Annotated in this window: 12 protein-coding genes; 11 read left to right on the top strand and 1 reads right to left on the bottom strand. The window is 55.0% G+C overall.

Features of this window, described 5'->3' with window-relative positions; all coding sequences use genetic code 11:
• The first annotated feature begins 168 nt into the window (after positions 1-168).
• A complete protein-coding gene (locus NNL35_RS01605; protein WP_006676221.1) occupies positions 169-2,481 on the top strand; it encodes an ATP-dependent DNA helicase in 2,313 nt (770 codons plus the stop codon).
• A gap of 51 nt (positions 2,482-2,532) precedes the next feature.
• Here NNL35_RS01605 and NNL35_RS01600 read toward each other — a convergent pair whose 3' ends face one another.
• Positions 2,533-3,243, bottom strand: coding sequence for an SGNH/GDSL hydrolase family protein (locus NNL35_RS01600; RefSeq protein WP_006676222.1), 711 nt, complete (start codon positions 3,241-3,243; stop codon positions 2,533-2,535).
• Between the two features lie 270 nt (positions 3,244-3,513).
• Here NNL35_RS01600 and NNL35_RS01595 point away from each other — a divergent pair, with 270 nt between their 5' ends.
• The 10 genes from NNL35_RS01595 (at position 3,514) to NNL35_RS01550 (ending at position 13,605) form a co-directional block, all read left to right on the top strand.
• Entirely contained in the window at positions 3,514-4,119 is a 606-nt protein-coding gene (locus tag NNL35_RS01595; protein ID WP_006676223.1) for a DUF1836 domain-containing protein, read from the top strand.
• A 68-nt stretch (positions 4,120-4,187) separates the two neighbouring features.
• Entirely contained in the window at positions 4,188-5,288 is a 1,101-nt protein-coding gene (locus NNL35_RS01590) for an AI-2E family transporter (RefSeq protein WP_006676224.1), read from the top strand.
• 78 nt (positions 5,289-5,366) lie between these two features.
• Positions 5,367-5,666, top strand: a complete 300-nt coding sequence (locus NNL35_RS01585; protein WP_006676225.1) for a hypothetical protein — start codon at positions 5,367-5,369, stop codon at positions 5,664-5,666.
• A 46-nt stretch (positions 5,667-5,712) separates the two neighbouring features.
• Positions 5,713-5,874: a hypothetical protein gene (locus tag NNL35_RS01580; protein WP_158000436.1), complete on the top strand. Its 162-nt coding sequence runs from the start codon at positions 5,713-5,715 to the stop codon at positions 5,872-5,874.
• 141 nt (positions 5,875-6,015) lie between these two features.
• Entirely contained in the window at positions 6,016-6,510 is a 495-nt protein-coding gene (locus tag NNL35_RS01575) for a MarR family winged helix-turn-helix transcriptional regulator (RefSeq protein ID WP_006676226.1), read from the top strand.
• Complete coding sequence (locus NNL35_RS01570; protein ID WP_006676227.1) at positions 6,507-8,237, top strand: ABC transporter ATP-binding protein; 1,731 nt, start codon at positions 6,507-6,509, stop codon at positions 8,235-8,237. The genes NNL35_RS01575 and NNL35_RS01570 overlap by 4 nt, the downstream gene beginning before the upstream one ends.
• Positions 8,234-10,084 (top strand): ABC transporter ATP-binding protein, encoded by a 1,851-nt coding sequence (locus tag NNL35_RS01565; RefSeq protein WP_006676228.1) that lies wholly within the window; start codon positions 8,234-8,236, stop codon positions 10,082-10,084. The genes NNL35_RS01570 and NNL35_RS01565 overlap by 4 nt, the downstream gene beginning before the upstream one ends.
• 240 nt (positions 10,085-10,324) lie before the next feature.
• On the top strand, positions 10,325-11,593 hold the full coding sequence (locus NNL35_RS01560; RefSeq protein ID WP_254552861.1) for an IS4 family transposase: 1,269 nt from the start codon (positions 10,325-10,327) through the stop codon (positions 11,591-11,593).
• A 421-nt stretch (positions 11,594-12,014) separates the two neighbouring features.
• Positions 12,015-12,806, top strand: coding sequence for an alpha/beta hydrolase (locus tag NNL35_RS01555; protein WP_006680084.1), 792 nt, complete (start codon positions 12,015-12,017; stop codon positions 12,804-12,806).
• A gap of 25 nt (positions 12,807-12,831) precedes the next feature.
• A complete protein-coding gene (locus tag NNL35_RS01550) occupies positions 12,832-13,605 on the top strand; it encodes an AAC(3) family N-acetyltransferase (protein ID WP_006680083.1) in 774 nt (257 codons plus the stop codon).
• Positions 13,606-13,617 lie beyond the last annotated feature (12 nt).

The raw sequence follows: 13,617 nt of genomic DNA, 5'->3' as shown, positions 1-13,617 counted from the left end.
CTGCAGGCCGGCTGGATGCAGGTGGGCTTGCTGCAGGCGGCTGCGGGGGACTCGCGAAATTGGCGGCGAGGTCATGAACGCTGTGCACCCGGCACTGTGGCCTGAATTGCGGTATAATCGGTATAATGAGTTACAGATTCAGGCAATGACAGGAATCGGGAGAATGCGATGACGTATACGATACAATTATCCGTACGTTCGCTGGTGGAGCATGTGTTCCTCAGCGGCAGCATCGACAGCGGCTTCCGGGCCGCCAGCTCGATGACGGACGGGACGAAGGCCCATCAGCGGGTGCAGGAAAGCTATGGAGAGACGGACCACAAGGAAGTGTATTTGCAGGCCGACATCCGGTACGGCGATCTAAGCTTCAAGATCGACGGCCGCTGTGACGGCCTGCTTCTGTCCGGCGAGGAGACGATAGACGAGATCAAGTCGACATCGGGGGACGTCAGCTTGATTACGGAGGATGCGTATCCTGTGCATTGGGCGCAGGCCTGCTGCTACGCCTATATGTATGCGAAGGAGCATGGCCGCGATCGGATGGCGGTGCAGTTGACCTATGTCCATGTCCGCACGGAAGAAGCGAAGCGGTTCAAGCGGGTGCTGACCTTCGCCGAGCTGGAGGCCTTCGTGCTGGACGTCATCGGACGGTATGCGCCGTACGCGGCGATGCGGCGGGACCACGAGCAGCGGCGGCAGGAGAGCATCCGGGAGCTGCCGTTCCCGTTCGACACGTACCGGGCAGGACAGAGGAAGCTGGCCGGCGCCGTATATACGTCGATTGCTCAGGGCAGCGGCCTGTTCGCCATGGCACCGACCGGCATCGGCAAGACGATGTCGACCTTGTACCCTGCGGTCAAGGCGATGGGGGAAGGGCTGATCCGGCGGATTCTCTATATTACGGCCAAGACGACGACGCGCGCGGCTGCCGAGGATGCTTGCGCGCGGCTGGCGTCGAAGGGACTCTGCATGCAATCGGTTACGTTGACCGCCAAGGACAAGATCTGCTTCCAGGAGGAGACCCGCTGCCAGCCGGATTATTGCGAATATGCCGACGGCTATTATGACCGGATTAACGGGGCGATCATGGATATATTGTCCCATGAGACGCAGATGACCCGTCCGGTCATTGAGGAGTACGCCCGCAAGCACCGGGTATGCCCGTTTGAATTTTCGCTCGATCTCGCGTATGCGGCCGATGCGGTCATTTGCGATTATAATTATGTGTTCGATCCGCGCGTCTCGATGAAGCGGTGGGCGGAAGAGCAGAAGAAGGAGACGGGGCTCCTGATCGATGAGGCGCATAATCTCGTCGACCGGGCGCGGGATATGTATTCGGCCGAACTGGTCAAGTCCGCGTTCCTGCAGCTGAAGCGCGAGTTCAAGGGAGTGAATCGCCCGATCCACGACGCGGCTCAAGCGGTGAATGCCTATTTCATCGCCTTGCGGAAGCAGTGTGCGGATCAGGGCGGCCTGACGGACATGGAGCTGCCCGAAGAACTGCTGGCGCTGCTGGACGGGTTCATCGCCCAAGCCGAACCGGTCCTGCTGGGCGGCGGCGGATCGCCGGCCCATACGATGCTGCTCGACGCCTATTTCGCTGCGTCAAGCTTCGTCCGCATCGCGAAGCTCTACGATGAGCGGTTCACGACGTATGCCGAAGTCGAGCGGAATGAGGTCCGGCTGAAGCTGTTCTGTCTCGATCCGTCCTTCCTGCTCGCTCAGGCGGGCAAGCGGTATCGATCGATTGTGCGCTTCTCTGCGACCTTGACGCCGATGTCCTATTATATGGACCTGCTGGGCGGCAATCGGGAAGAGGATTACACGCTCTCTCTTCCTTCCCCGTTCGATCCGGCGCAGTGGGATGTGCGGCTGCACCCGCTGTCTACCCGGTACCGGGATCGGGAACGGACGAAGCTGCCGCTCGTGCAGGCGATTCGGCGCGTGGTAGAGGAGCGGGGCGGCAATTATTTGGTGTTCTTCCCTTCGTATCCGTACTTGCACGAGGTATACGAAGCCTTCATGGCAGAAGGAAGCCCGGTCGAAATGCTGGTGCAGGAGGCGCGGATGACAGAGGAGGAGCGGGAGCGGTTCCTGGATGCCTTCCAGCCGGATCGGACAGGCACGCTGGTCGGGTTCGCCGTGCTCGGCGGCGTATTCTCGGAAGGGGTAGACCTCCAGGGAGACCGGTTGACGGGCGTCATCGTCGTCGGCGTCGGCCTGCCTCAGCTCGGCCTGGAGCGGAACATCATTCGCGACTACGTCAACCGCACGGGGAAAAACGGGTACAACTATGCCTATGTCTATCCCGGGATGAACAAGGTGCTTCAAGCCGGAGGAAGGCTGATCCGTTCGGAGCGCGACACCGGGACGCTCGTACTGATCGACGACCGCTTCCTGCAGACGCCCTACCGGCAGCTGCTCCCGGGGGAGTGGATGAATTATCGGCTTCCCGGATCGGATGGGCCGGATATCGAATAAGCCAAGCAAGCCGGGTGATTGCCTGAATAGACAGTCATCCGGCCTGCTCATTTAGCATTTCAACAAATGACGGTATCGGCTCTCCAAATAGCTCATCAGCTCCTGGGCAATCACCTGATGGCCTTGCTCGTTCGGGTGTATCCCGTCGGCGCACAGATAATTCCGGTAATCGAATGCCCGCAGGAACGCGCCTCTCACATCGATCCAGCGCGTATTCATCTCCTCTGCGACCCGGATGATGGCGGCATTGTAGCGTTCATGCCACCAATAAATCCGGCTGACGCTGCCCAGCCAGGCAAGGATGTTCGCGGCGGCGGAGTCGTCGTTCTTGCTGATCCACCGGAAATACCGATCCGCATCCAGCGGCGGCAGGGACATCAGCACCGGAACGATCCCGTGGTCCTTCAAGGTGCGAATCATGTCCTTCAACGTCTGCGTGTAGCGCTCCAGATCCGTGTTCGGCTCATGCAGATCCCCGGGCTGCCGGGCGATTTTGTCCCAATCGAAGTCGCAATCATTGCCCCCGAATTCCAGCAGCACGATATCCGGGCGCCGGCTCAGGACATCCTGCTTCAGCTTCTCGGCTCCCTTCGTAACGAGGCAGCCGAAGCGACCCGCGTTCGTCACGATCCCGTTCAGGCGGCGCTGAACGAGCTGCCCGAAGCTGTCGGCCAGCTTGGCGTATCTGCCTTTCTCTTCATCGTACACGATCCCCTTCGCAATCGAATCGCCGTACAAGACGATATTGCATGGCTTTTCCATCTTCAATCGAACCTCCCATGAACTAGTATCCGGCTATCCTGCCCTATTTATGATTAACGCGTGCCCGCGCATTAGATGTGTTAACAAAAAATGTTATGTAGTAATGAAAACTACATGGTGTTATATATAAATTATAACATGTGATTCAGAGAAGTAAATAGAAGAGTTTTTTGCATTGTAGCCTCTTGTCTTTTGCATATGTTAGTATGGAGAAATGAACGGGACAGCATCATTTTCAGTTGCGCCCCCAGGCATGAAGGAGAGGAAGACATGGAAGACGCAACCGCGAAGGAGCATATCGAAGCCCTGTACCGGGGCATCGCGGGCATGCCGGACATCGAGCCGGCGGAAATCCCGAAGCTCGATCTCTATATGGATCAGGTCATCACGTTGTTCGAAAGCGTGCTGGAGCCGACGAAACGGCATCCCGAGGACAAGCTGCTGACGAAGACGATGATCAATAATTATACCAAGGACAAACTGCTGCTTCCGGCGAAGAATAAGAAGTATTCTCCCGAGCATATCATTCAAATGGCGCTGATCTATCATTTGAAGCAGACGCTGTCCATCGGTGACATCAAGACGCTGTTCCAGGGTACGCTTCATCGGGAGGATGTCGACGGATGGAAGGTGTACGAGCAGTTCCTGCGGCTGAAGGAGGAGCAGGCTCTTCAGTTGGAGAGTGCCGTGGCGGCCCAGACCGAAGCGGTGGCCTCGGCCGGGGATAGCCAGGCCTTTACGCTGCTGGCCGTATTGACCTTCATTCATCAGGCGAATACGTATAAGCGTCTGGCCGAGAAGATGATTGACGATCTGGAGAAGCAAATGGCGAAGGACAAGGATAAAGACAAAGAGAAGGGCAAAAAGTCCTCCTGATTCGCTATACCGGCCTGCCGTCCGGAACATGCGGCAACCTACACCACGAAGAAGTTCAGGAGGGAACGATGTTCAGGGATCGCAAAACATTATACTATTTGGGCCTGTTCACCGCGGGGCTGCTGCTGTACAAGCTGGTGGACAATATTGGGGGCGTCCTGCATTTTTTCTCTACGGTGATGTCCTTGATGACGCCTTTTTTCATTGCTTTTTTTATCGCTTATTTGCTCCGGCCGCTGGTCAACGCGCTGGAGGCGAAGCTGTTCTCACGGCAGCGGCTGCGCAGGCTGTACAGCATTCTTATTGTTTATACGCTGTTCCTCGGATTGATCTTCATCGTTATTACGGTAATCACCCCGAGAATTATTGACAGCGTCAGCACGCTGCTCGCGGGATTGCCTCAATATATCGCGGGGACGGAGCAATGGATACGCGGCCATGTGCTGGAGCAGGAATGGTTCGCCCAATCCGGGATCGACGCCAAGCTAGGGGAGTTCCTCTCGTCCGCTTCCAGCCAGATCAGCGAGTTCGTCCGGCTCATCCTGAACAACTTACTGTCCGGCCTGCTGTCGCTAACGACGACGCTGCTGAATCTCGTTATCGGCTTCATCGTATCGATTTATCTGCTGAAGGACAAGGAAGCGATTGGCCGTGGCACGCAGAAGATTCTGGTTGCCCTGTTGGGACAGGGGCGGGCGTCATCGGTGGTTGATTTCGTCAAGCGGATCGATACGACCTTTTCCCAATATTTTGTCGGGGTCATTTTGGATGCGATGATTATCGGTTCTATCGTATTTGTGGGGCTGCTGATTCTACAATCGCCGTTCGCGCTGCTAGCCGCTCTAGTCGTGGGCGTCACGAATGTCATTCCCTATTTCGGACCGTTCATCGGCATGTTGTTCGTCGGCCTGATCACCTTGCTCGTGTCCCCGATGCAGGCGCTGTGGAACGTGCTGTTTATTTTCATTATCCAGCAGCTGGACGGCTATTATATTGGCCCGAAGGTCATCGGGAACAAGGTGGGCATCGGCCCGCTGTGGATTATTTTCGCGATTATTATCGGGGGCGGCTTCTTCGGGCTCATCGGGATGTTCATCGCGGTGCCTGTGGTGGCGGTCATCAAGACCGCGTTCGATTCCTATATCGAGCGCCGCTTGTCGTCGATGTAACCCGGTTGTTTTTGGAGCCGGGCTGCGCATATTCAATATGTATGAGTGTGCCTTCTAGGCGGTCAGGAGCGGATTCTAATGAAAAGATGGGTTGCGGCTGCGCTCTTGCTTATCGGTTTGATAGCAGCTTTACTGTTTCGTCCGGAAGCCGAATCGGCCGAAGAATGGTTGACGCCTCAGGGGTTTGATGCCGAGCTGCTGCATCAGGAGACTATACCTGGAGACATCGACATTATCGTTTTTCATGATTTGAATCTGAAAGAGATGAACATCGCCTTTTTACAATCAAGCGGGTTGAAAATAAACGGGTGGGTGCGCAACGACTTCCCCCACCCCGCTCCTCCCGAATCGATAAGCTATAACATTCGGCAGCACTGACCTGGTCGTACTCTACGGCCTCGTTACTGATCCGGATGTCGTCAATGTGGAGGTTCGCATTCCCCGCCACGAACAACAAGAGGTCATGGATATCAAGATGGCGCCGGTCATTCGATCGTCATATGGGGCGGTCTGGTACACCGTGCTGGAAGAAGAGCTCACCGGCGCGCAATCAGTCAAGATACAACTGCAAGGACTCAAAAAGTAGGCTGTTCCTCTTTTCCTATAAAGGAGGGGCAGCTCCTTTTTTTGGAGTTTGACATCGGTTAGCTGCGAAAATATAATTAGGTTACCAAATAAATAGGTTACCTAATTAATTTGAATTTTAGGTAACGAGGGGGTAAACGAGATGCATGAGGAGGGAACGACAACCGAGCGGCTGATGAGGGCCTTCAAGCTGTTCAACAAGGCGGAATGGCATCGCCGTTCGATTGAAGGACATAAGCCGAGCGAGCTGCATGTCATGATGGTTCTCATTCGTTCGATGAAGCGGGAGAAGCAAGGGCTGATGGTGTCCGAGATCAGCAACATGCTGCATGTCACTTCACCGACGATAACGCAACTAATCAAGGGCATGGAGAGCAAAGGGCTCGTCACCCGGAACGCCGATCCCGAGGATCGGCGGGTCATACGGATTGCGCTGACCGACAAAGGCATCGCGGTAACGAAAAAGGCGAAAGCCGTCATGACGGAATATTTCAACGGGTTGATTGAGTACCTGGGTGAGGAGGACAGCGAGAAGCTGGCCGGGCTGCTCACCAAAGTGCATACGTATTTTCAAGACAATCCTCCAATCCCTTGGAGGGAGATAGAGAAGCGCACGAGTGGAGATGATCATGAATGATGAAATTATTCCGCTTCCTGAAGCCGTTCCGGCTTCCGGTGGCCTTCGTGCTGGGGCTGGTTTTCTTCCAGTCGCTGGCCGAGCTGTATCTGCCGACACTGATGTCGGATATCGTCGATATCGGCATTGTTAGCGGAGATACGGCTTATATTTGGAAAATGGGCGGGTGGATGCTCCTGGTCGCCGCAGGCGGCACGTTATGCGCCATCGGGGGCAGCTACTTGTCCGCGAAGGTGGCGTCCGGCTTCGGCCGCAATCTGCGGCGGCGCTTGTTCACCCATGTGGAGAACTTCTCGCTGCAGGAGTTCGACAAGATTGGGACGGCATCCCTGATTACGCGGACGACCAATGATATTACCCAGGTTCAGCAGGTGCTGGTCATGATCCTCCGGATGATGATCAGCGCGCCGATGATGTGTATCGGCGGCATTATTATGGCGGTGTCGAAGGATGCGAAGCTGACGCTCGTGCTGGCGGTCGTCATTCCGGTGCTGGCCTTGGCGATTTTTGCCGTAGCCGGCAAAGGGATTCCGCTCTTCAAGGCGATGCAGAAGAAGCTGGATAAGCTGAACCTTGTCCTGCGCGAAAATCTGACTGGAATCCGGGTCATTCGTTCCTTTAACCGGATCAACCATGAGAAGACACGGTTCAACGAGGCGAATGCCGACTTGACCGGCACGGCCTTGAAGGTGAACCGCATTATGTCGTCGATGATGCCGATCATGATGATCACCCTGAATTTCTCGACGATCGCGATCATCTGGTTCGGAAGCATCCGGATCGACAACGGCAGCATGCAGGTCGGCTCCTTGATGGCCTTTATTCAATATGCAATGCAAATCATGTTCTCTGTCATTATGGTTTCCATTATTTTTGTGATGATTCCAAGAGCATCCGCGTCTGCGGCCCGGATTAACGAAGTGCTCAGCATGGAGCCGGAGATTCACGATCCTGCAGAGCCGAAACGGGCATCGGCCGACAAACGGGCCCATATACAATTCGACAATGTTACCTTCAGTTACCCGGGGGCAGAGATGCCGGCCCTGTCGAATATCTCGTTCGAGACCGGTCCGGGAGAGATGACCGCGATTATAGGCGGAACCGGGGCTGGCAAGTCGACGCTAATCAGCTTGATACCGCGCTTCTATGATATCGAGAGTGGCAGTATCCGGGTGAATGGCGTTGACGTCCGGGAGTGGAAGCAGGAGGAGCTGCGGGAGAAGATCGGACTCGTGCCGCAGAAGGCCGTGCTGTTCACGGGAACGGTGGCGGACAATATCCGCTATGGCAAGGAGGATGCGACCGGCGAAGAGGTGAAGCATGCAGCCGAGATTGCCCAGGCGATGGAATTCATCTCTCATATGCCGGAAGGCTTCGACGCTCCGATCGCACAGGGCGGAACGAACGTATCCGGCGGGCAGAAGCAGCGCCTGTCGATTGCTCGGGCCTTGGTGCGGCGTCCGGAAATATATATCTTCGACGATAGCTTCTCGGCGCTTGATTTCAAGACCGATGCGAAGCTGCGCGCGGCGCTCCGGCCGGAGACCCGGGATGCGGCCGTTCTGCTGGTCGCCCAGCGGGTCAGCACCGTGATGGATGCCGATCGAATCATTGTGCTGGATGAAGGGAAGATCGCGGGAATAGGCACGCATCGCGAATTAATGGAGACGTGTCCGGTGTACCGCGAGATTGTATCCTCCCAGCTGTCAGAGGAGGAGATCGCATGAGTAGAGATAATCGGCCAAAAGCGGGCGGACACAGGGGCCCGATGGGCGGGCCGCCGATGGGGATGCCCATGGAAAAAGCGAAGGACTTCAAGGGCACGCTGAAGCGGCTCGTCGGCTATTTGAAGCCGCGGAAATATCAGCTGATCGCGGTCCTGGTGATGGCGATACTCAGTACCGTCTTCACGATTCTCGGCCCGAAGATTATGGGGGAGGCCACCACCTCGCTGTTCGAGAGCTTGATGGGAAGAACCGCTATTGATTTTGCTTTTATTTGGAATATTCTGCTTAAATTAATGGGATTGTATGTCGTTAGCGCGCTGTTCAGCTATTTTCAGCAATTTTTGATGGCCGGCGTGGCGCAAAATATTGTGTACGAGATGCGCAAGCAGGTCAATGACAAGCTGAACCGGCTGCCGCTGAAATACTTCGACGCTCGGACGCATGGCGAGATTTTAAGCCGGGTGACCAATGATGTCGATAACATCAGCAGCACGCTGCAGCAGAGCTTGACGCAGTTGATTACCTCGATCGTGACCTTGGTCGGCGTCGTGGTGATGATGCTGACCATCAGCCCGCTGATGACGCTGATCTGCCTGCTGACACTGCCGCTCAGCTTCGTCGTCACGATCGTGATCGCGAAGCGTTCGCAGAAGCACTTCAAGGGGCAGCAGACGTCCCTTGGGGAATTGAACGGCCATGTCGAGGAAATGTATACCGGCCATAAAATCATCAAAGCCTTCGGGCATGAGGAAAAATCGGTGGCCGCGTTCGACGGCATCAATGAAAAGCTGTATGAGTCCGGCTTCCGGGCGCAATTCATCTCCGGATTGATCATGCCGCTCATGAACTTCATCGGCAACATCGGCTATGTGCTCATTTGCGTGGTCGGGGGCGTGCTGGTTACCCAGCGCTCCATCCAGATTGGCGATATTCAGGCGTTCATCCAATATGCGCGGCAGTTCACCCAACCGATTGCGCAGACCGCCAATATTGCCAATATCATTCAATCTACCGTCGCCTCGGCGGAACGGGTATTTGAAGTGCTGGATGAAGCCGAGGAAGTGCCGGAGGCGTCTCCGGCGAAGACGATTGCTCATCCGGCGGGCCAAGTCCGCTTCAATCACGTCCGCTTCGGCTACAAGGAAGATGCGGTGCTGATCGACGATATGAACATCGACGTCAAGCCGGGACAGATGGTCGCCATCGTCGGGCCGACCGGGGCCGGCAAGACGACGCTGATCAACCTGCTGATGCGCTTCTATGAGATTAACGACGGAGCGATCACGATCGACGGCGTCAACATTACCGCCATGGAGCGCGGCAATCTGCGCAGCCTGTTCGGCATGGTGCTGCAGGACACGTGGCTGTTCAACGGCACGATCCGCGACAATATCGCTTACGGACGCTTGGGCGCGACGGAAGAAGAGATCGTGCAGGCGGCCCAAGCCGCGCATGCGGATCACTTCATCCGCACGTTGCCGGATGGATACGATACGGTGCTGAACGAGGAAGCATCGAATATTTCGCAGGGCCAGAAGCAGCTGCTGACGATTGCCCGCGCCATTCTGGCCGATCCGGCGATACTGATTCTGGACGAAGCGACGAGCAGCGTCGATACGCGGACGGAGCTGTACATCCAGAAGGCTATGCAGGAGCTGATGAAGAACCGCACCAGCTTCGTTATTGCCCACCGCTTGTCTACCATTCGGGATGCCGATCTGATTCTCGTCATGAATCAGGGATCCGTGATCGAGCAGGGCACGCATGAGGAACTGCTGCAGCAGGGCGGCTTCTATGCGGATCTGTACAACAGCCAATTTACCGGTCGTCTAGTCGATGTCGGGTAACACTGCTGAGCAAAGGCGCACCTTCGGGTCAATGTCATTAAGATAAGGCGCGGAAACCATAATCAAGCACAAGAGCAGGTTATCGAAAAGATAGCCCGCTCTTTTTTTGTTTCAAAAGAAAATCAAGACTTAACAGGTAGATGGATATGTGTGGCGAAGACCCTTGAAACACGAGGAGGCCACGTCCATGAATGAGTATGCGAATTCGCTAAAAAAACGCTGACATCCCTCATACGAGAAATGTCAGCCGAACCAGCACCTTATGTCAAAAATCCTGAAAAAGACTTTACCCGAAAGAAAAAGCTTTCTTTTGAAACGGTGATGCAACTCCTTATCTCCATGGGAGGGAACAGCCTATATAAGGAACTTTTGGAATCACAAGGCTATGACGTAAACACTGCAACCACTTCTGCTTTTGTCCAACAGCGGAATAAAATTCTGCCGTCTGCTTTGGAATTCTTGTTTCACGAGTTTACGCAATCGGTTACCGATATCAAGGACTACCGAGGATATCGATTACTTGCCATTGACGGTTCGGATTTACATATCGCCACAGACTCTGCGGACACGGACACCTATTTTCAAAGTCAACCGAACACGAAAGGCTATAACCTTCTGCATTTGAACGCTGCCTATGACTTGTGCAACAGACTGTACGTGGATGCCCTTGTTCAGCCACGAAGGTTGTGCAACGAGGGAAGGGCGCTGGCGACCATGGTCGACCGTTCCCCGATCAAGGGAAAAACCATTGTGATTGCCGATAGAGGTTATGAAAGTTACAACAATTTTGCGCATCTTGAACGCAAAGGGTGGAGCTATGTCATCCGGGTAAAGGATTTGAATTCCAATGGTATTCTTTCGGGATTGCATTTGCCCGTTGACGGAGAGTTTGATCGGGACATTCATCTGACACTCACCAAAAAACAAACCAAAGAGGTCAAGGCTAATCCCGAGATTTACAAGTTCGTTCCTTCCACGTCAACCTTTGATTTTTTGGATTTGCATGAGAACTTGTTTTACCCGATTTCCTTTCGGGTTGTTCGTTTCGTCCTGCCGAGTGGCGCTTTTGAGACCGTCATTACGAATCTTTCTGCCGCTGATTTCCCACCCGATGAAATCAAGTCTATGTATAACAGGCGATGGGGCATTGAAACTTCATTCCGGGCATTAAAGTACACCGTCGGTCTGACGAATTTTCACGCAAAGAGACGAGAGTCCATCACCCAAGAGATTTTCGCAAGAATGATCATGTACAATTTCGCTGAAATGATGACCTCGCACGTCGTCATTTCCCAAATGGATAAACGGCACCCATACCAAGTCAACTTCACGGTTGCCGTTCACGTTTGTAGACATTTCCTGCGCTCACGGCACGATGAACCCCCGCCCGATGTTGAAGCACTGATCCGCAAAAACATTTTGCCGATTCGACCCGTTCGCCCAGGGCAGCAGAATACGCGCAAAATACGCTACAAATCAGTTGTTAGCTTCGTCTATAGAGTAGCATAATTCGTTTCACATGAACACTTTTTTAAGCGGATATTCCGTCCGCTTTGTTTGCTGTACACTTTTTTCCTTGCTTGTATACAAAAAAAGAAACGGCACAGGGTCTTTTCCCATGCCGTTTCAGATTCCTATGTTTTCGGCTCTTGTCTTTGAGCTAAACTTAATGACATTGACCTTCGGGTGCGTCTTTTTTGATGTTTTCGGCGTGTCATAGATAAAAAGCTGCTCTGGTGCAGTATTTCGTTCCAATAGAAGCGGGATTTGGTTAAATTCCAGACGATGAACGCAAAATGCGGGTTCCCGCAGTCAGGTTATGGCTGGAAAACGCTTGCTTACCTTTTGCCAGGGAAGGGACTATAATGAGAATAAAGCAAAGGACTGTACATAGCAGATGATGTTAGGTCTGGATTAGGGAGGGGAACGAATGGCACTGCTTACCTGCAATTATTTCTCGGAAGTGCTGGGTTTAAGCACGGCGATGACAGTCATCCTGCCGGAGACGACGGCGGGACAATACGGGATGAACAACGTCAAATCGACGGAGGTTCATAAGACATTGTTCCTGCTGCACGGCTTGTCGGACGACCATACGATCTGGGTTCGCCGCACGTCGATCGAGCGCTATGCCGCCTTGAAGGGCATCGCGGTCGTCATGCCGCAGGTTCATCGCAGCTTCTATACCGATATGGCCCATGGGCTGCGCTATTGGACGTTCCTGACGGAGGAGCTGCCGGCCAAGGCCCGCAGCTTCTTCCCGTTGTCCGCCAAGCGGGAGGACAATTATGTGGCCGGCCTGTCGATGGGCGGATATGGCGCCATGAAATGGGCGCTCTCCTATCCGGAGCGATTCGCGGCCGCGGCCAGCCTGTCGGGCAGCCTGGATGTCGCCGCCCCCGCGCTGCGGGAGCGCATTCGGGAGGATGCCCGGTTGATCTACGGCGAAGGCGGCATCGCCGGGACGCCGAACGATCTGTTCCGTTTGCTGGAGCAGGCGGACCGGCATCCGGGACCGAAGCCGAAGCTGTTCCAATGCTGCGGGACGGAGGATTTCCTCTATGAAGACAATCTCCGCTTCCGGGAGGCGGTTCGGCGCACCGACTTCGAGCATACCTATAGCGAAGGCCCGGGCGACCATACGTGGGAGTATTGGGATGCCCGTATCCAGGATGTGCTGGAGTGGCTTCCTCTCGGGCCGCAAGAGCAGCGGGAGGCATAACATCAGAGAAGGAGACGGAGAGAGTATGCATACGATACACAGTCTGATGTCCGATCTGGAGCGGCTCGGAATTGATCGGCAGGGCACGCTGCTGGTGCATTCTTCCTACAAAAGCATTGGTGGCGTGGAGGGCGGCCCGGATACGGTGCTCGATGCGTTGTCGGCTTATATGGAGGAAGGTTTGCTGGTGCTGCCGACGCATACCTGGGCCAACATCAATGCGGAGAATCCGCGGTTCGACGTCGAGAATACTCCGGTATGCATTGGCATGCTGCCGGAACGATTCCGCAAGCGGCCAGGCGTCATTCGATCCTGGCATCCAACTCATTCGGTCGCCGCTCTTGGGCGTGATGCCGCAGCGTTCACGGCCGGTGACGAACGGTTCGATACGCCGTGCGCCCGCGGATCCGCCTGGGGGAAGCTGCTCGATCGCCAGGCCACGATTATGCTGGTCGGCGTCGATCTGCGCCGCAATACGTTTATCCATGGCATTGAGGAGTGGGGGGATATTCCGGGAAGAATGACCGCGGAGCGCGAGCAGCTCTATACGGTGCTTCCCGATGGAACCGCCATCTCCGTTCCGTCGCGCAGACATTGCGGACTGAACTGGTCGGAGCATTTCTGGAAGGTGGATGACGTGCTGCGAGAGGAAGGCGCGATGACGCTCGGACGGTTCGGCGATGCGGAAGTGCGGATCTGCGATACCGTGAGGCTGACGGAAGTGCTGACGCGGATGCTCCAGGCCAATCCGGATCTGTTCTCCGATAATGAACCGTTGAACGCCGCACACGCAAAGTAAATCAACAAGACG

The sequence above is a fragment of the Paenibacillus dendritiformis genome (assembly GCF_945605565.1).
Lineage (GTDB): Bacteria > Bacillota > Bacilli > Paenibacillales > Paenibacillaceae > Paenibacillus_B > Paenibacillus_B dendritiformis_A.
This window is presented reverse-complemented; position numbering and strand designations above follow the sequence as displayed.

Coding starts and splice junctions, on each gene's coding strand:
- NNL35_RS01605 (WP_006676221.1), top strand. CDS start 169: ATGACGTATACGATACAATTATCCGTACGTTCGCTGGTGGAGCATGTG.
- NNL35_RS01600 (WP_006676222.1), bottom strand. CDS start 3,243: ATGGAAAAGCCATGCAATATCGTCTTGTACGGCGATTCGATTGCGAAG.
- NNL35_RS01595 (WP_006676223.1), top strand. CDS start 3,514: ATGGAAGACGCAACCGCGAAGGAGCATATCGAAGCCCTGTACCGGGGC.
- NNL35_RS01590 (WP_006676224.1), top strand. CDS start 4,188: ATGTTCAGGGATCGCAAAACATTATACTATTTGGGCCTGTTCACCGCG.
- NNL35_RS01585 (WP_006676225.1), top strand. CDS start 5,367: ATGAAAAGATGGGTTGCGGCTGCGCTCTTGCTTATCGGTTTGATAGCA.
- NNL35_RS01575 (WP_006676226.1), top strand. CDS start 6,016: ATGCATGAGGAGGGAACGACAACCGAGCGGCTGATGAGGGCCTTCAAG.
- NNL35_RS01570 (WP_006676227.1), top strand. CDS start 6,507: ATGATGAAATTATTCCGCTTCCTGAAGCCGTTCCGGCTTCCGGTGGCC.
- NNL35_RS01565 (WP_006676228.1), top strand. CDS start 8,234: ATGAGTAGAGATAATCGGCCAAAAGCGGGCGGACACAGGGGCCCGATG.
- NNL35_RS01560 (WP_254552861.1), top strand. CDS start 10,325: ATGTCAGCCGAACCAGCACCTTATGTCAAAAATCCTGAAAAAGACTTT.
- NNL35_RS01555 (WP_006680084.1), top strand. CDS start 12,015: ATGGCACTGCTTACCTGCAATTATTTCTCGGAAGTGCTGGGTTTAAGC.
- NNL35_RS01550 (WP_006680083.1), top strand. CDS start 12,832: ATGCATACGATACACAGTCTGATGTCCGATCTGGAGCGGCTCGGAATT.